This window comes from Propionivibrio limicola (genome assembly GCF_009469695.1).
Taxonomy (GTDB): Bacteria; Pseudomonadota; Gammaproteobacteria; order Burkholderiales; family Rhodocyclaceae; genus Propionivibrio; species Propionivibrio limicola.
Genome location: NZ_SSSR01000025.1, coordinates 13,947 through 31,919, shown reverse-complemented (window position 1 = coordinate 31,919; position 17,973 = coordinate 13,947). Strand labels below are relative to the sequence as shown.

Here is a 17,973-nt window from a genome sequence, read left to right as displayed (position 1 = left end):
ACGGTGCTCGACGCCGGCCCGTTTTACCTTGATCGGCAAAGCGCTGTCGCGTAATGTGCGGTTCATGGGAATCGCCAACATTAACGACTCTTCGGAACTGATGAAGCGCCTGAACAAGGAGCTGCCGCGCTTGCGGGTGCTGCTCGTCGACCGGCACAACAGCGCCCGCCATTCGCTGCGCATCATCCTGTCGACGCTCGGCATCACGGCGATCCACAACGCCGGCTCGTCGGCCGAGGTAATCCGCCAGGTCAAGGCGTTTTCGTTCGATGTCATCTTTGCCGACTACATTCTCGACGACGGGCGCGACGGCCAGCAGTTGCTGGAGGAGTTGCGGCAAAAGCGCATGATCTCGCTGTCGACGGTCTACATGGTGATTACCGCCGAGCGCGCGTACCGCAATGTCGTTTCCGTCGCCGAACTGGCGCCGGATGACTACCTGATCAAGCCGTTTACGGCCGACCAGCTGCAAACGCGCCTGTTGCGCGCCTTGTACAAGAAACGCTTTTTCGAACGGGTGTTCGCCCATCTCGACAATGGCGCTTTCACCGATGCGCTGGCGGCCTGCGAGGCGCTGCTCGGTCGCGATGAGCAGTTCTATTACGACACCTTGCGTTTCAAGGGTGAGATTCTCAATTCGCTGGGCCGCTATGTCGAGGCGCAAGCGGTTTATCAGGAGGTGCTCGAAAAGGCGATGGTGCCCTGGGCGCGCATGGGGCTGGCCATCGCGCTGCGCGGTCAGGACGAGCTGGCCGAGGCGGAGTTGCTCGGCAATGCGCTGATCGAGGATTTCCCCGAATTTCTGGCGGCGTACGATTTTGTCGCCAGCGTGCGCGAGGAGATGGGCAAGCTGCAGGAGGCGCAGGAGGTGCTGCAGAAAGCGGCCGAGATTTCGCCCAACAATTCGCTGCGCCAGCGCATGGTGGGTGACTTTGCCGTGCGCAACGAGGATCTCGATGCCGCCGAGCGCGCCTACGGCAAGGTGCTCGAGCGCCATCGCGGCTCGTCGCTGCGCGCCGTGGACGACTACACCAATCTGACGCGCGTGCTGCTCGACAAGGGGCGCGCGGAAGGGGCGCGCATGGTGACGCAGGAATTGCGCCGAGAGTGGCGTGGTAACGCGCAAGGCGAACTGGCGGCGCTGGTCATGGACAGCCTGTGTTGCGAACAGGAGGGTGAACCGGCGAAGGCGAAGCAGGCGCTGGAAAAAGCGCTGGCGCTGCACAAGACGCTGCAGGACTCGCCGGAGAAACAGGACAGCCTGTCGCAGAAGATCTCCGTCGATCTGGCGCATGCCTGTCTGGCCGTTGGCGAGGAGGCCAGGGCGCAGGAGATTCTGAGCCAGGTGGCAGCGGAGAATCACGAAGACCGCGGCATGATCGCCCAGATTCAGGGCGTCTTTGCCAAGACCGGCAACGAGGAGGCCGGGCAAGCTTTGTTGGCCAAGGTCGGGCGCGAGATCGTCGCGCTCAACAACCGCGGCGTGCTCGCGGCGCGCAGCGGCGACATCGAGGCGTCGGTGCAGATGCTGATCGAAGCGGCCGAGCGGGTGCCCAACGTGCAATTCCTGGTCAATGCCGCGAAGGCCATCTTCACGCTCCTGGCGCGCAAGGGCTGGAACGAGGAACTCGCCCTGCGTGGCCTGCGTTACCTGCAGCTGGCGCAGGCCAAGGAAGAGCGCAACCCGAAGATCATCTCGGCGCGCGAGCTCTACTTCCAGGTGGCCCGCAAGTACGGCATCGAGGTGGTGCCGGGCGGCGGGCGCGGTGCGGCCGAACCGAAGACGACCTAGTTCGGGCTGTTGTCGGGTGTCAGTGCGGCTTGCAGTAGGCGGCGCAGCGGTGGGGGCAGCGCGGCCGTGCCGATGGCGTCGCAGGGTAGCCATTCCCGGCCGGACTCGGCGGCTGACGGCATTTGCCGCTCGATCGCGCAATAGAGCGCCCGGATGGTCAGATGAAAATGCGAGAAGGTGTGGCGCAGCGGCGGCAGTTCGCGCGTACGAAGCAGTTGTGCATTGTGGCGACCGGCGAACGCGGCGGCCGCTTCGTTCCAGGCGCTGAGTGATTCCGGCGGGCGGTCGTGGCCGATTTCGGGCAGGGCCAGCAAGCCGCCCCAGATGCCGAGCGGTGGGCGGCGTTCGAGCAGGACATGTTGCCCGTCGGAGAGAATGAACACGTGCGTTTCGCGTTCGGGCAAAAGCTTTTTCGGCTTCGGCGTGGGCAATTCCTGCTGGCGGCCGTCGCGGCAGGCGATACAGCCTCCGGCCAGCGGGCAAATGGTGCAGGCCGGCTTGGTGCGCGAGCAGACCGAGGCGCCGAGGTCCATCAGCCCTTGCGTATAGGCTTCGATGCGCGTCGCTGGCAGCAGCGATTCGGCAAGTGCCCACATCTCTTTTTCGATCTTCGCGGTGCCCGGAAAACCATCGATGCCGAAACAGCGGGCGAGCACGCGCTTGACGTTGCCGTCGAGAATGGCGGCGCGCGTGCCGTAGGCAAAGGCGCTGATCGCCGCTGCGGTCGAGCGGCCGATGCCCGGCAGTGCGGCCAGCCTGGTCGGATCGACCGGGAATCGGCCGCCATGTTCGTAGACGATGGTCTGCGCGCAGCGGTGCAGGTTGCGCGCCCGGGCGTAGTAACCGAGGCCGGCCCAGTGTTCGAGGACGGTGTTGACAGGCGCGGCGGCGAGAGCTCCGACATCGGGAAAGCGTTCGAGAAAGCGGGTGTAGTAGGGGATGGCGGTAGCGACCTGCGTCTGCTGCAGCATGATTTCGGAGAGCCAGATGCGGTAGGCGTCGCGCGTGTTTTGCCAGGGTAGATCATGGCGGCCGAGATGGCGTTGCCAGTCGATGATCTGTTCTGCAAAACTGCGAGGGCGCGCTGTTGGCGCTCCCGAATCTCGTTCGGTCATCATTTGTATGCCTTGCTCTTTCATCGCAGTCTGCTTTTCGCGCACAATTTTCTCCGTTTCTGAACTTCCCGGGGGCGAATCGATCTTATCGGCCTTTTCGGCTTGCCCGGCCTTTTTGCCTCACGTATCTCTTACAACCTCACTGGAACGAATCGTCATGGACAGCAACGGAAAACACCAGAACAGCCAGAGCAATGAGCAGGAAAACAAGGACGCTTTGCGTCGCGAGTTTCGCGCCGCGCTGGGGGCGTTTGCCACGGGCGTTACCGTGCTTACCGCGCTGGATGATGGCGGACAGCCGATCGGCGTGACGATCAGTTCGTTCAATTCCGTTTCGCTCGATCCACCGCTGATTCTCTGGAGCCTCGACGTCAATTCGCCGAATCTGGAGGCCTTTCGAGGTGCCCGCCATTACGCTGTCAATGTGCTGGCAGCCGACCAGCAGCCCTTGTCGGACCGTTTCGCCTCGCGTCGCGAAAAGCGCTTTGACGACCTACCTTGGAATCCCGGCCTGAGCGGCGCACCGCTATTCGCAGGCTGTTGTGCCTGGTTCGAGTGCGTCAGCGAAGCGCATTATCCGGGCGGCGACCACCTCATCTTCGTCGGACGCGTTGAGCGTTTTTCGCTCGGTGAGGCGGAAGCGCCGCTCGTTTTTCATCAAGGGCGTTATCGTCGTCTCGACGCCGCCTGATTGAGCCGGGCCGGCGCTCAGACGACGGTCAGGCCGCGCGAGGCAAAGATGCGATGGACGCGTTCGATGGCTTCCGGTGTCGGCGGCTTGGTGTCGGACAGCTCGTAGCGCATTTGCAGTTCCTTCCACTTGAATTCGCCGAGCTTGTGGAACGGGGCGACTTCGACGCGTTCCACCCCTTTGAGCGAGGCGACGAAATCGGCCAAGCCTTCGACGTTGGCCGGGGCGTCGGTGAGCCCCGGTACCAGCACAAAGCGGATCCACATCTTGCGGCCGAGACTTTCCAGGCGTTTGGCGAAATCGAGCGTCGGCTGCAAATCGACGCCGGTGACGCGGCGGTAGGTGGCCGGATCGAAAGACTTGATGTCGAGCAGCACGAGATCGGTGTCGGCGAGCATCTCGTCGGTGGCCCGTGAGCCGAGATAGCCGCTCGTGTCGAGCGCCGTATGCAGCCCCATTTCCTTGCAGCCGCGCAGGATGGCGGCGACGAATTCGGGCTGAACGAGCGGCTCGCCGCCGCTGATGGTGACGCCTCCGTTGGCGCGTTTCAGGAAATCGGCGGTTTTCTGGATGTCGTCGAGGAGTGCATGCGAACTGACGAGGCGCCCGTTCTTCATCTTCAGGCTGTCGGGGTTGTGGCAGTAAAGACAGCGCAGCGGGCAGCCCTGCGTGAAAACGACGTAGCGGACGCCGGGGCCGTCGACGGTCCCCAGCGTTTCGACAGAATGGATGTAGCCGTCCACAGACGCCGCTTGGCGCGGACGGGACTGAATTTTCATGGGAGTACTCCGGTCTCTGCAAAAAAGAAAGGCGGACCGGTCGCGGCATGGTCTGTTGCCGGTTCCGGTCCGCCTTTTACGGACTTCTCAAACGCTTACGAAAGGGTGCTGCCGCAGATCTTTTCGTGGAAGGTGCGGTTGATGACGTCCAGCTGTTGCTCGCGCGTCAGCTTGATGAAGTTGACGGCGTAGCCGGAGACGCGCACGGTCAGTTGCGGATACTCCTCCGGATGCGCCATGGCCTTGAGCAGCGTTTCACGCGTGAATACGTTCACGTTGATGTGCTGGCCGCCGTCGCCGAAGTAGCCGTCGAGCATGCCGACCATGTTGGTGACGCGTTCTTCCGGCGTCTTGCCAAGTGCCTTCGGCACGATCGAGAAGGTGTAGGAAACACCGTCCTGAGCATGCTCGTAGTTGATCTTGGCGACCGAACGCATGGAAGCGAGCGCTCCCTTCTTGTCGCGGCCGTGCATCGGGTTGGCACCCGGTGCGAACGGCTCGCCGGCCTTGCGGCCGTCCGGCGTGTTGCCGGTCTTCTGGCCGTATACCACGTTCGAGGTGATGGTCAGCACGGACTGGGTATGCATCGCGTTGCGGTAGGTCGGATGGTGGCGCAACTTCTCCATGAAGTTCTTGACCAGCGAGGTGGCGATATCGTCGACGCGGTCGTCGTCGTTGCCGAACGCCGGATATTCGCCTTCGATCCGGTAATCGACGGCCAGGCCGCTTTCGTCGCGGATGACATGGACCTTGGCGTGCTTGATCGCCGACAGCGAATCGGCGACGACCGAGAGACCGGCGATGCCGCAGGCCATCGTGCGCAGGATGTTCGTGTCGTGCAGCGCCATTTCGATACGCTCATAGGCGTAGCGGTCATGCATGTAGTGGATGACGTTGAGCGCGTTGACATACGTTCTGGCCAGCCAGTCGAGCATGATCTCGTAGCGGCCCAAGACTTCGTTGTAGTCGAGAACGTCCGACGTGATCGGGGCAAAGGCCGGGGCAATTTGCTTGCCGCTCTTTTCATCGCGGCCGCCGTTGATCGCGTACAGCAGAGCCTTGGCCAGATTGACGCGGGCGCCGAAGAACTGCATCTGCTTGCCGACACGCATCGCCGACACGCAACAGGCGATGGCGTAGTCATCGCCCCAGTACGGACGCATCAGATCGTCGCTTTCGTACTGGATGGCGCTGGTTTCGATCGACTGCGAGGCGCAGTAGTCCTTGAAGCCTTGCGGCAATTGTTGCGACCAGAGAACGGTCAGGTTCGGTTCCGGTGCCGGGCCGAGGTTGGTCAGCGTGTGCAGGACGCGGAAGCTGCTCTTGGTGACGAGCGGACGGCCGTCGATGCCAACGCCGCCGATTGCCTCGGTGACCCATACCGGATCGCCGGAGAACAGCTCGTTGTACTCGGGCGGACGCAGGAAGCGGACCATGCGCAGCTTGATGACGAGGTCGTCCATCAGCTCTTGCGCTTCCTCTTCGCTGAGCAGGCCTTCGCGCATGTCGCGCTCGATGTAGATGTCGAGGAAGGTGCTGACGCGGCCGATCGACATGGCGGCGCCGTTCTGTTCCTTGATCGCGGCGAGGTACGCGAGGTAGGTCCACTGGATCGCTTCCTGAGCGGTCGTGGCCGGTTTCGAGATGTCGAAACCGTAGCTCAGTGCCATCTGGCGCAACTCTTCGAGCGCAGCGATTTGCTGCGACAACTCTTCGCGCAGACGGATGGCGTCGCCGTCGATGACGTCCAGGCGCAGCTCGGTTTTCTGCGTTTTCTTGTCGGCGACAAGGTGATCGAGGCCGTACAGGGCGACGCGGCGGTAGTCGCCGATGATGCGGCCGCGGCCATAGGCGTCGGGCAGGCCGGTGATGATCCCGGAACTGCGGGCGCGCAGCATTTCGTCGGTGTAAGCGTCGAATACGCCGTCGTTATGCGTGCGGCGATTTTCGTGGAAGAACTTCTCAACTTCGGGGTCGATCTTGTAGCCGTAGGATTCCAGCGCGTTGGCGGCCATGCGGATGCCGCCGTAAGGCATGAGGGAGCGCTTGAGCGGCTTGTCGGTTTGCACGCCGACGATCTTTTCCAGATCGCGGTCGATGTAGCCGGCAGCGTGTGTCGCGATGTTGCTGACAATCTTGGTATCGGCGTCGAGTACCCCGCCGTTATCACGCTCTTGCTTGTAGAGGTCGAGCACCTTCTGCCAGACCTTCGACGTCCGTTCGGTAGCCGGCGTCAGGAATGAACTGTCGCCCGTGTAAAGCGTGTAGTTGCGCTGGATGAAGTCGCGGACGTTGATTTCTTTCGTCCAGATACCCGCCTCAAACCCTTCCCAAGCGTTTTCGCGCACGGTCGTGGGGGCGGTAGCAGAATTCGCATCGGGTGTTGGTGACACCTTAGCTTTGCCAGTCGTTGTATCAACCTTGGCCATTCTTTTGTTACCTCCTTCTGTTGAGAAAATCCGGCACACGACGTGCCGCTTAGCTGCTGCCTTCTTCAAAAACCTTTTTGCCAACCGGCTGGGCGGATATGCCCAGCGCGGCTGTTTTGTCCTGGCCGTTGCCGGCCTCTTCGGATTCGTCGATCGACGGCCGTGAGGCGTACCAGTAACCAACGCCCATGAACAGGATGCCGCTGGTGGCATTGCCCAGCGTAGACCACAACAGGTTGTGACCCCAACCGGCCAGATTCACGGTCGAGTCGCCTCCACCGAGAACTCCAATGGTCAGCCCGGTCATGTTGGCAACGCTGTGTTCGTATCCACTGGCGATGAACGCAAACAGACACCAGAAGATCAGCAAGCATTTAGCCGCATCATTCGTTGTGCGCGACGTCGTCCACACCGCCAGACAAACCAGCCAGTTGCAGAGCATGCCCTTGGCGAAAATTTCGATGGCTGGCGGATGCATTTTGTGTCCGACAATGTCGTAGAGCACCGAACCGTGAATAAGGTTCCCGCCGCCGGATACGATAAAGAGGGATGAGACGAGCAGAGCGCCGGCGAGGTTGCCGAGCCAGGTCATCGAACAGAGGCGGAAGAGGTCGGCGAGCGTTGTGCGACCGCGCAGCCAGCCGATCGACATGTACATGGTGTAGCCGGTGAAAAGCTCCGAACCGGCGAAGATCACGAGGGTGAGCGCGATGCCGAAACTGGTGCCCATCACCAGGCGCCGCGAGGCGGGATCGACGTCGTTGCCAAGGGTGAAGATCAGGATGATGGCGAGGCCGACATACGCACCGGCCATCATGGCGCCAACGAAGAAGGCGCCGGGGGATTTCTTTTGATACTTGACTTTCTTTGCAGCCAGTTCCGCAAACTTGTCAACTGTGTCCAGGTACATTGAAAATTTCGCGCAATCCAAAAAACGCGCACACTACACCAATTTGCCAGCCGTTTGGTTATTTTTTGAGCTTGAGCGGACAGAAATTCTGCAATCCGTGTTTCCCCTTAGCCTGAGTTTCCCGACAGCATGGCTTTCATGGCAGCCAATCTGGCCGAAGCGCTGGCCTTGTCCGGGACGCTGTCGGCCTTGCCGCCGGAGAAGCGCAGGTCGTCCTTGCCCATCTCGTTGATGAAGCGCGACGGCTCGCAGGGGATCAGTTCCTTGCCCTGCTTGCGCTTTTCGCTGTAGCTGACGTGCAGTGAGCGCTGCGCGCGCGTGATGCCGACGTACATCAGGCGGCGTTCCTCCTCGAGCTTGACGGGGTCCATCGACTCGCGGTGCGGCAGCACGCCCTCCTCGACGCCGATCAGGAACACGTGCTTGAACTCCAGTCCCTTGGCGGCGTGCAGTGTCGATAGCTGGACGGCGTCGGGCGCGTTGCCGTCCGCCTGTTTGTCGAGCATGTTGATCAGCGCGATCATCTGCGTGAGTTCGAGCAGCGTCTTCTTGTCTTCCTCGCCCTTCGTCGTCAGCCATTTGACGAGTTCCTGCACGTTGCCCCAGCGCGTCTGTGCGGCGCGCCGCTCTTCCTCGTTGAACAGCCAGGCTTCGTAGCCGATGGCCGCGAGCAGGTCTTCCATGACCTGTCCGACCGGTTCCTTGGCGGCGCGGTATTCAAAGCGGTTGATGAACTCGCAGAATTCGAGCAGCGGTGCGAGCTGGCGCGGTTGCACCCGGTGCGCGAAGCCTTCCTCGAAGGCGGCGGCAAAAAGCGAGATGTGGCGCTGGCCGGCGTAGGTGCCGAGCGCCTCGAGCGTCGCGCCGCCGACGCCGCGCTTCGGCGTCGTCACGGCACGGATGAAAGCGGGATCGTCGTCGCTGTTGGCGAGCAGGCGCAGGTAGCAGAGGATGTCCTTGATCTCGGCCTTGTCGAAGAACGACTGGCCGCCGGAGAGCAGATAGGGCACTTTCTGATCGCGCAGGTGCTGTTCCAGCGCCCGTGCCTGGAAGTTGCCGCGATAGAGGATGGCGTAGTCGGAAAACTTCGTGCGGTGCTCGAACTTGTGCGCCTGCAGCTTCATGACGACCTGTTCGGCTTCCTTCTCGTTGTCCTTGCAGGCGGTGACGGTGATCGGGTCGCCCATGCCGAGGTCGGACCACAGCTTCTTTTCGAACAGCTTTTCATTGTGCGCGATCACCGCGTTGGCGGCTTTCAGGATGCGCACGGTCGAGCGGTAATTCTGTTCGAGCTTGATCAGCTTCAGGTTCGGGTAATCGCGCGGCAAGCCGCGCAGGTTTTCGACGTCGGCGCCGCGCCAGCCGTAGATCGCCTGGTCGTCGTCGCCGACGGCGGTGAACGCGGCGCGCGGCCCGGCGATGAGCTTCAGCATCTGGTACTGGCAGGCGTTGGTGTCCTGGTATTCGTCGATCAGCAGGTAGCGCAGGCGGTTCTGCCATTTTTCGAGCACTTCCGGATGCCGGGAGAACAGCTCGACGGGCAGCGAAATGAGATCGTCGAAATCGACCGCCTGATACGCTTTCAACGTCGCGGCGTAGCTCGCATAGGCGCGCGCGGCGAGCGTTTCGGTGTCGTTCTCGGCGTTCAGCATGGCCTGGTCGGGCGTGACGAGCGCGTTCTTCCAGTTGGAGATCAGCGACTGCAGGCGGCGGATCGTCGCCTTGTCCACGCTGCTGGCGAGGTCGGAAATGATGCCGTAGCAGTCGGTCGAGTCGAAGATCGAGAACTGCGGCTTGTAGCCGAGCGCCTTCGCTTCCTCGCGCAGGATGCGCACGCCGAGCGAGTGGAAGGTCGAAATGGTCAGACCGACCGGCTTGTCCTTGAGCAACGAACCGACGCGCTCCTGCATTTCGCGCGCCGCCTTGTTGGTGAAGGTGATGGCGGCGATGTTCGACGGCTTGAGGCCGCACTGTTCGATCAGATAGGCGATCTTTTGCGTGATGACGCGCGTCTTGCCGGAGCCGGCACCGGCCAGTACGAGCAGCGGGCCGTCGAGATAGCGGATGGCTTCGCGCTGCGGGGGATTGAGTAAAGCGGACATCTTGGATACCAGAAACGACGAGGACGCGCCGCGATTCGGCACGTCCTCAGGGCAATACGGGTCAGAAATACGGAGCGGCGAGCAGGGCCAGCAGCAATGCGACTATAAGGCCGAGCAGACGATTCTGCCAGCGCTGCGTGGCCGCGAGATCGGCGAGGATCGGGGCCAGCTGCGCCGACTTTTCGCGCGCCAGAACTTGATGCACGAGACGCGGCAGTTGCGGCAGCGTGCGCGGCCAGTTCGGGGATTCCTGTTTCACGCCGCGCACGAAGGCGCGCCAGCCGAGTTGTTCGTTCATCCAGCGTTCGAGGAACGGCTTGGCCGTTTTCCACAGGTCGAGGTTCGGATCGAGCTGGCGGCCGAGTCCTTCGATATTGAGCAGCGTCTTTTGCAGCATCACCAGCTGCGGCTGGATCTCGACGTTGAAGCGGCGCGAGGTCTGGAACAGGCGCAGCAGCACCTTGCCGAACGATATTTCGGCCAGCGGCCGGTCGAAGATCGGTTCGCAGACGGCGCGGATCGCCGCCTCGAACTCGTCGATGCGCGTATCGGCGGGCGCCCAGCCGGCTTCGACGTGCGCCGTCGCGACGCGCTTGTAGTCGCGCTGGAAGAAGGCGAGAAAGTTCTGCGCCAGATAGTTCTTGTCGGTATCGGTCAGCGTGCCGACGATGCCGAAATCGAGGGCGATGTACTTGCCCTTGTGCTCGCCTTCGATGGCCACGAAGATGTTGCCCGGGTGCATGTCGGCGTGAAAGAAGCCGTCGCGGAATACCTGGGTGAAGAAGATTTCGACCCCGGCGCGCGATAGTTCGGTCAGATCGATGCCGGCCGCCACCAGTGCCTCGTTCTGGCTGATCGGGACGCCGTGCATGCGCTCCATGACCATCACCGTCGTCGTGCATTGATCCCAATAGACTTCCGGCACCAGCAGCAGTTTCGAGTCCTTGAAATTGCGCCGCAACTGCGAACAGTTGGCGGCTTCGCGCATCAGGTCGAGCTCGTCGTAGAGATACTTGGCAAATTCGGCGACGACTTCGCGCGGCTTTAGGCGCTTGCCGTCCGACCACAGTTTCTCGAGCAATCCCGCCAGCGTTTCGAGCAAGGCGATGTCGTGGGCGATGATCCCTTCCATGTTCGGGCGCAGGATCTTGACCGCGACCTCATGGCCGCCGTCCTCCGGGCGCAACCTGGCAAAGTGAACCTGGGCCACCGACGCGCTGGCCACCGGTGTTTCGTCGAACTCGGCGAAGACCTCGCTCGCCGGGCGGCCGTAAGCGGCTTCGATCTGCGCGTGCACGAGTTCGGTCGCGAACGGCGGCACGCGATCCTGCAATTTCGCCAACTCGTCGGCGATGTCGAGCGGCAGCAGATCACGGCGTGTCGACAGCACTTGACCGAACTTGACGAAGATCGGCCCCAGTTCCTCCAGAAACCGCCGCAAACGCACGGCGCGCGGCTCGTCGAACTTGCGCCAGAGATGCGTGCAGCGGCATGCCGTTGCCAGTCGGCCGCTTGGCTCATGTTCGAGGATCATCGCGTCGATGCCGAACCGGTGGGCGACGCTCAGGATTTTGGCCAGACGAAAAAGGTGCATGGAGGAATGGTGGCGGGGCGCCGGGAGAAGGCAAAAGCGAGAGTTTATCCCGAATCCGCGATCACCCGCCCGAGCGAAAAACGGACACGACCTCGCAGCACGACGCTACGGTCGCGCTGCGAAGCCGGCAAGGCGCCGGCGAGGCCGGTTACTTCACGCAGATGACCGGCACTTGGGACAGATGCAGAACCTTGCGAGTGATCGACCCGAGCGCAAGGCCGGAGACGGCGCCCAGACCGCGCGTGCCTATGACGATGCTGTCGCAGCCGAGCTTGTCGGCAAGGGCTACGACTTCTTCGGCGACATCCCCGATTTTGGCGTGGGTGTGGCAAGGCACGCCGGCGGCTTTGAGGATGTCGTGCGCCGATGTCATCGTCTGATGGCACAGCGACTTCAGGTGCGCGTGGATCGCTTCCGGTTCCATTCCGCGCGTCTGCCAGGGGATGGGTTTGGGTTCCACGTTGACCAGGTGAATTTCCACCGGGCCGTGCTCCTTGGCGAAGTCTGCCGCAAAACGGGCGGCCTGATCCGAATGCTCGGAGCCATCCACGGATATCAGAATCTTGCGCATGGTCATGGTTGCTCTCCTCCTCAGTTTTCGTGGTTGATGATCCCGCCTGTTGGCGTGGAAGACTTTTTGTGCGGCAATCTCTGCTTTGGTACTTAACGTTGCAGCAAGACCGTGACATAGGTTGCATACAACAACAGTAGCAGAACTCCCCTCGTCCGGCTGATCAAACCGTGCCGGTCCGGGTAGGCGAAAACAAGCGCCAGCACGCCTAGTCCCAGCGCGAAGGCAACCTCCTGCCCGGCGACGCTAAAGGGGTGGATCAGCGCGGTGACCGCCATGATGAAGAAGCCGTTGAAAATGTTGCTGCCCAGCACGGTTCCGAGCCCGACTTCCTCGTGTCCGCGCAGAGTCGAAATCACGGTTGTCGCTAGTTCTGGGACCGAAGTGCCGACGGCCACGATGATGGCGCCGATGACAAACTCGGAGACGCCGAACGAAAGCGCGATGCCCGTTGCGCCGCTGACGATGAGACGGCCGGCGGCGATCAGGAAGGCGAGCCCGACGGCAAGGATCAGCGCTACCTGCCAAAGTTGGTGCGCGCCGACCGCGGTACCGGCCTCGTTTCGCTGTTGTCGCGCCTCGGCCATCGCTGCGATAAGCCAGGCCAGGAACAGCAGCAGCATGATTCCGCCATCGAGCCGTGAGAGTTCGCCATCCAGTAGCAGAATCGCGGTCGCGACCGGCGTCAGCAGGGCGACCGGAAAATCCCGCTTGATGCTGCCGCGCTCGCAGTGGATGCCGGCGATGAGCAAGGCCAGCGCCAGAACCAGGGCGACGTTCACTACATTGCTGCCGAGCACGTCGCCCAGCGTAATCTGCGGCCGGCCGGCCAATGAGGCGCTGATGGACACGGAGAGTTCGGGGCTGGAGGTGGCGAATGCGGCAACGGTCGCGCCGACGATGCCCGGCGAGATGCCAAGACAGAAGGCCAGGCCAATCGCGCCGCGCACGAAAAGCTCTCCGCCCATGGCGGCGCAAGCAACCCCTGCGGTCAGTACGGCGTAATCGTTCATCGTGGGTCCTTGCCGGCGGGTTGCCGGATCCCTGCTGCCGCATGAAGTATAGACAACGGGCACGGAGTGACATAGCCTTCTCCTCTTTGTGCCGGAGCCGGCCGGGTGTGCCGGCGGGTGTGTCGGTATAGGTGCTCCCTCTGGTTCGATCCCGGTTTTACCGTTCCCCCGGCGCTGTCTGCGCAGTGATCCGGCTCACTCTTTTGGAGGTCTCGCATGCTGGGTCCACTCGTGAATAGTGCGGCGCTGATCGTCGGCGGCGTTTCCGGCGCGCTGCTTGGCCGGCTGGTGCCGCGCCGGGTCAAGGAGGCGTTGCCGCTCACTTGCGGCGTTATTTCGATGGGCGTCGGCGTGGTGCTCGTCAATAAGGTGCAGACGTTGCCGGCCGTCGCCCTGGCCCTGATTCTCGGCGCCCTGCTCGGCGAGTTGTTTTTCCTTGAGCGCGGCCTGGAGCTGGCCGTGGGCTGGGCGCGCAAGCGTGTCGAGCGGGCGTTCCCGGCCGAGCGCGGCAACAAGCGCGTCGACGATTTCGTCGTCCGCTTCGTGACGATCATGGTGCTGTTCTGCGCGAGCGGCATGGGTGTTTTTGGTGCCACGCACGAGGGCATGACCGGCGAACCGAACATCCTGCTTGCCAAGTCGGTACTCGATCTGTTTACCGCGATGGTTTTTGCCACCGAGCTAGGTTTTGCCGTGGCCCTGATTGCCCTGCCGCAGATCGCCATTCAAGCCGGCCTCTACTTTAGTGCCTACCTCCTGATTCCGCTCGCCACGCCCGCCATGCTCGGCGACTTTTCCGCCTGTGGCGGGCTGATCATGCTGGCGACCGGGCTGCGCATCTGCGGCATCAAGATCTTTCCGATCGTCAATATGCTGCCGGCGTTGCTGCTCATCATGCCCGTTTCAGCGCTGTGGTCGCAGTTGTTCACCTAGGCGGGCATCGTATAATCCGCCTCTTAGTTATTTTTCCACCTTATCCGCCAAGCATTGCAATGACCCACGATATCAAAACCCACCTCGCCGACCTGATGCGCACCGCTCTGACGAGCGTCGTGCCCGAGCAGGTGGAGACGCCGATCATTCTCGAACGTCCGAAACAGGCTTCGCACGGCGATTTCGCCTGCAACCTCGCCATGCAGTTGGCCCGCGCGCTAAAGCGCAATCCGCGCGAATTGGCGCAACTGCTTCTTTCGGAGATCCCGAAATCGCCGTTCGTGGCCAAGACAGAAATCGCCGGGGCGGGATTCATCAACTTCCACCTTGAACCCTCGGCCAAGCTGCAGGTTGTACGCGGCGTGCTTGAGCAGGGCGAAGCGTTCGGACGCTCGAACATGGGCGGCAAGAAGAAGGTGCAGGTCGAATTCGTTTCGGCCAACCCGACCGGGCCGCTGCACGTCGGTCATGGCCGCGGCGCGGCCTATGGCGCTTCGCTGTCGAGCCTGCTGGCCTATGCCGGCTGGGACGTGACCCGCGAATACTATGTGAATGATGCCGGCCGGCAGATGGATATCTTGGCCGTTTCCGGCTGGTTGCGCTATCTCGACCTCTTTGGTCAGACGGTGCCGTTCCCGCCCAACGGCTATCAGGGCGACTACGTGCGCGACATGGCGCAGCAGATGAAAGCTGCGCATGGCGACAAGTTCGTTCATCCGGCGAGCACCGTGCTGGAAAACACGCCGGGCCTGCCCGAGGCCGACCGGGCCGACGACGAAGCCAAGGCGCAGCGCGAGGCGCACCTCGATGCCCTGATCGCCGCCGCCAAGAAGCTGCTCGGCGAAGAATGGGCCTACGTGCACAACCATGTGCTGACCGAACAGCTGGAAGACTGCCGCAACGACCTCGAAGAGTTCGGCGTCCATTTCGACGTCTGGTTTTCCGAGAAATCGCTGTTCGACACCGGCCTGGTGGCCCGCTGCGTCGACCGCCTGAATAAGGCCGGTCACCTTTACGAGCAGAACGGCGCACTGTGGTTCAAGTCGACGGAATTCGGCGATGAGAAGGATCGCGTCGTCCAGCGCGAGAACGGCTTGTACACGTACTTTGCATCGGACATCGCTTACCACCTGAACAAGTACGAACGCGGCTTCGATCGCGTCATCAATATCTGGGGCGCTGACCACCACGGCTACATCCCGCGCGTCAAAGGCGCCCTGCAGGCGCTGGAGCTCGATCCGGAGGTGCTGCACGTTGCGCTCGTCCAGTTTGCCGTGCTCTATCGCAACGGCCAGAAAGCCTCGATGTCGACGCGTTCGGGCGAATTCGTCACGCTGCGCACGCTGCGTGCCGAAGTCGGCAACGACGCTTGCCGCTTCTTCTATGTGTTGCGCAAGTCCGACCAGCATCTCGACTTCGACCTTGACCTCGCCAAGAGCCAGACGAACGAGAACCCGGTGTATTACATCCAGTATGCCCATGCCCGCGTCTGCTCGGTGCTGGCGCAATGGGACGGCGACGAAGCGGTGCTGTGCGCGGCCGATCTTGCGCTGCTCGACAATCCGTACGAGCTGGCCGTCGCCGCCAAGCTGAGCGAGTTTGCCGAGGTCGTCGAAGCGGCGGCGCGCGATCTGGCCCCGCACATGATCGCCTTCTACCTCAAGGACCTGGCCGCTGCGTTCCATAGTTACTACAATGCCGAGCGCATGCTGGTTGAAGACGTGGCGCTGAAGAACGCCCGCGTCGCGCTGGCCGCCGCCGTCCGTCAGGTTATCCGCAACGGGATGGCGATCCTCGGTGTCAGCTGCCCGCAAACGATGTAGGTTGCGCACCTTATCCAAGACAAGAGACAACCATGAGTCGTGATCTGAAACACCACCGTCGTCCTGCCGCCGCGCCCAAGAAGAAATCGGGGGGCGGCACCCTGGTCGGTCTTTTTGTCGGCCTCGTGCTCGGCGTCGTCTGCGCGGCGGGCGTCGTCTGGTATATCCAGAAGGCGCCGATGCCGTTTACCACCAACGGACATGCGATACCCAGTACGCCGGCCGGGCAGGCGCCGCTGGCGCTGCCGGGCAAGCCCGGCGATCCGGTGCCGAAAGAGGACGACAAGCCGCGTTTCGACTTCTACAAGATCCTGCCTGGCGACGCGGACGCCATTCCGGATCCGTCGTCTGGCGAGCAGGGCAAGTCGATTGAACCAAAAGCGTCGGAGCAGTCCAACGCCAAGGACGAGAAATCCGAGAAGGACGCGAAGAAGGACAGCGCGCTCAAGGAGCCGGTTTTCCTGCAGGCGGGTTCTTTTCAGAGCGCGGCCGACGCCGACAACCAAAAGGCCCGATTGGCACTGATGGGGGTCGAGGCTTCGGTGCAGCAGGTCATGCTGCAGGACAAGGTCTGGTACCGCGTCCGTCTCGGACCGTTCAAGAAGCTGGATGAAGTCAATAATCTCCGCTCCGATCTGGCCAAACAAGGGGTCGAAGCGAATATCGTGAAAAAGGACTGAGGACGCATGATGAAGAACACCGTGATCGGCTGGCTGGCCGCTGTTACTCTGGCCCTGTTTGGGATGGCATTGTCCGCTCAGGCGCAACAACTGGCGGTCGGGCGCGACTATGCCGCAATCGAGCCGGCGCTGACCACGGATGATCCGTCGCGGATCGAAGTGCTCGAATTCTTCTCTTACGGTTGTCCGCATTGCAGCGAATTGCACCCATTGCTCGTCAAGTGGGCCGCCAAGCAACCCGCCGATGTGGCGTTCCGCCGTGTTCCGGTCGGTTTCGGTAATCCGTATTACCAGCTCATGGCGCGCCTTTATTACTCGCTTGAGGCGATCGGCGAACTCATGCGGCTTGATGATGCGGTATTTCATGCTATCCAAGTCAAGGGCCTGAGACTGGTCGACGAGAAGAGCGTCACAGAGTGGGTGAAGGCACAGGGTGTCGACGCGCGGAAATTCAGTGAAGCTTTCAATTCCTTTGGCGTCGTCAGCAAGGCCAGGCGCGGCGATCAACTGGCGCAGGCCGCCAAGATCCGCGGTGTGCCGTCGCTGGTCATCGATGGTCGCTATCTGGTGGTCGGGCAAGGCGTGAAATCGCATGCCGAGTTGCTGGCGCTGGCCGACAAGGTCATCGACAAGGCGCGTGCCGAACGCAAGCTCAAGAAAAAGTAAGCTTCATTTCATCCCACTTCCGTCCCGACCGTGCAGGCGCCTCTTCGAGTTTTCATTACCGGTGCCTCCTCGGGTATCGGACAGGCGCTGGCCCGGTACTATGCACGGCAGGGGGCGGTCCTCGGTCTGGCTGCCCGGCGCAAGGATGTGCTGGCAGCGTTTGCGGCAGAGCTTGTCCAGACGGGTGCCGCAGGAGTCTCCTGTTACGGGCTTGATGTCGCGGATGCTCCCGCGCTACAGCAGTCTGCCGGTGACTTTATTGCCCGCCACGGCGTTCCGGCGATCGTCATTGCCAATGCCGGTGTATCGAGCGGTACGCTGACCGAATGCCGCGAGGATCTCGATACCATTCGGCGCATCCTCGATGTCAATGTTTTCGGCTTGGCGGCTACGTTTTCGCCATTCATCGCGGCCATGAAGGCGGCGGCTGCTACGGGAGTCCCTTGCCGGCTGGTCGGCATTGCGTCTGTCGCCGGTATTCGCGGCTTGCCGGGGGCAGAGGCCTACAGCGCCTCGAAAGCGGCGGCTATCGCCTATCTCGAAAGTCTGCGCCTGGAGATGCGCCGGTATGGCATTCCGGTCGTGACCATTGCGCCGGGCTATATTGCGACGCCGATGACCGAGATCAATCCCTATCCGATGCCGTTCATGCTGGCGGCCGATGAGGCCGCCCGCCGCTTCGCGCGGGTCATCGACCGTGGAAGCAGCTATGCCGTCATTCCCTGGCAGATGGGGGTCGTTGCCAAACTGCTGCGCCTGCTGCCCAATGCCATTTACGACCGCCTGTTCGCCAACGCCCCGCGCAAGCCCCGAAGTCCTGATTTTTGAGCCGCCGGGAGTGGGGGTGTCGCCCCGCGACAAGAGCAGAATAGTGA

Annotated in this window: 15 protein-coding genes; 7 read left to right on the top strand and 8 right to left on the bottom strand. The window is 62.2% G+C overall.

Annotated elements, in window-relative coordinates; genetic code table 11:
- Nucleotides 1-64: 64 nt before the first annotated feature.
- Nucleotides 65-1,792, top strand: coding sequence for a response regulator (locus GH659_RS13620; RefSeq protein WP_170285897.1), 1,728 nt, complete (start codon nt 65-67; stop codon nt 1,790-1,792).
- On the opposite strand, the gene mutY is transcribed toward GH659_RS13620, so the two are convergent.
- Entirely contained in the window at nt 1,789-2,910 is a 1,122-nt protein-coding gene (gene mutY, locus GH659_RS13615) for an A/G-specific adenine glycosylase (RefSeq protein ID WP_153111985.1), read from the bottom strand. The genes GH659_RS13620 and mutY overlap by 4 nt on opposite strands.
- Nucleotides 2,911-3,064: 154 nt before the next feature.
- On the opposite strand from mutY, the gene GH659_RS13610 reads away from it, so the two are divergent.
- Nucleotides 3,065-3,598, top strand: a complete 534-nt coding sequence (locus tag GH659_RS13610; protein WP_153111984.1) for a flavin reductase family protein — start codon at nt 3,065-3,067, stop codon at nt 3,596-3,598.
- 17 nt (nt 3,599-3,615) lie between these two features.
- Here GH659_RS13610 and pflA read toward each other — a convergent pair whose 3' ends face one another.
- From pflA to GH659_RS13575, 7 genes are all read right to left on the bottom strand, one after another.
- Nucleotides 3,616-4,377, bottom strand: a complete 762-nt coding sequence (gene pflA / locus GH659_RS13605) for a pyruvate formate-lyase-activating protein (RefSeq protein ID WP_153111983.1) — start codon at nt 4,375-4,377, stop codon at nt 3,616-3,618.
- A 95-nt stretch (nt 4,378-4,472) separates the two neighbouring features.
- Nucleotides 4,473-6,806 (bottom strand): formate C-acetyltransferase, encoded by a 2,334-nt coding sequence (gene pflB, locus GH659_RS13600; protein WP_153111982.1) that lies wholly within the window; start codon nt 6,804-6,806, stop codon nt 4,473-4,475.
- A gap of 49 nt (nt 6,807-6,855) precedes the next feature.
- A complete protein-coding gene (nirC, locus tag GH659_RS13595) occupies nt 6,856-7,716 on the bottom strand; it encodes a nitrite transporter NirC (protein ID WP_153111981.1) in 861 nt (286 codons plus the stop codon).
- A gap of 107 nt (nt 7,717-7,823) precedes the next feature.
- Nucleotides 7,824-9,818 carry a UvrD-helicase domain-containing protein gene (locus tag GH659_RS13590; protein WP_153111980.1) on the bottom strand — a complete coding sequence of 665 codons (1,995 nt, stop codon included), beginning with the start codon at nt 9,816-9,818 and terminating at the stop codon, nt 7,824-7,826.
- A 61-nt stretch (nt 9,819-9,879) separates the two neighbouring features.
- A complete protein-coding gene (ubiB, locus tag GH659_RS13585; protein WP_153111979.1) occupies nt 9,880-11,412 on the bottom strand; it encodes a ubiquinone biosynthesis regulatory protein kinase UbiB in 1,533 nt (510 codons plus the stop codon).
- 148 nt (nt 11,413-11,560) lie between these two features.
- Nucleotides 11,561-11,989 (bottom strand): universal stress protein, encoded by a 429-nt coding sequence (locus tag GH659_RS13580; RefSeq protein ID WP_153111978.1) that lies wholly within the window; start codon nt 11,987-11,989, stop codon nt 11,561-11,563.
- Nucleotides 11,990-12,075: 86 nt separating this feature from the next.
- Nucleotides 12,076-12,996 carry a calcium/sodium antiporter gene (locus tag GH659_RS13575; protein ID WP_153111977.1) on the bottom strand — a complete coding sequence of 307 codons (921 nt, stop codon included), beginning with the start codon at nt 12,994-12,996 and terminating at the stop codon, nt 12,076-12,078.
- 216 nt (nt 12,997-13,212) lie between these two features.
- Between GH659_RS13575 and GH659_RS13570 the strand changes: the two genes are divergently transcribed.
- Genes GH659_RS13570 through GH659_RS13550 form a run of 5 tightly spaced genes read left to right on the top strand, consistent with a single transcriptional unit; the run spans nt 13,213 to nt 17,926 of the window.
- Nucleotides 13,213-13,929 (top strand): DUF554 domain-containing protein, encoded by a 717-nt coding sequence (locus tag GH659_RS13570; RefSeq protein ID WP_153111976.1) that lies wholly within the window; start codon nt 13,213-13,215, stop codon nt 13,927-13,929.
- Between the two features lie 59 nt (nt 13,930-13,988).
- Nucleotides 13,989-15,752 carry an arginine--tRNA ligase gene (argS, locus tag GH659_RS13565; RefSeq protein ID WP_153111975.1) on the top strand — a complete coding sequence of 588 codons (1,764 nt, stop codon included), beginning with the start codon at nt 13,989-13,991 and terminating at the stop codon, nt 15,750-15,752.
- 32 nt (nt 15,753-15,784) lie between these two features.
- Nucleotides 15,785-16,432: an SPOR domain-containing protein gene (locus tag GH659_RS13560; RefSeq protein ID WP_153111974.1), complete on the top strand. Its 648-nt coding sequence runs from the start codon at nt 15,785-15,787 to the stop codon at nt 16,430-16,432.
- A gap of 6 nt (nt 16,433-16,438) precedes the next feature.
- Nucleotides 16,439-17,098, top strand: coding sequence for a thiol:disulfide interchange protein DsbA/DsbL (locus tag GH659_RS13555; RefSeq protein ID WP_246167863.1), 660 nt, complete (start codon nt 16,439-16,441; stop codon nt 17,096-17,098).
- A 30-nt stretch (nt 17,099-17,128) separates the two neighbouring features.
- Nucleotides 17,129-17,926, top strand: coding sequence for an SDR family oxidoreductase (locus GH659_RS13550; RefSeq protein ID WP_153111973.1), 798 nt, complete (start codon nt 17,129-17,131; stop codon nt 17,924-17,926).
- The last annotated feature ends 47 nt before the right edge of the window (nt 17,927-17,973 follow it).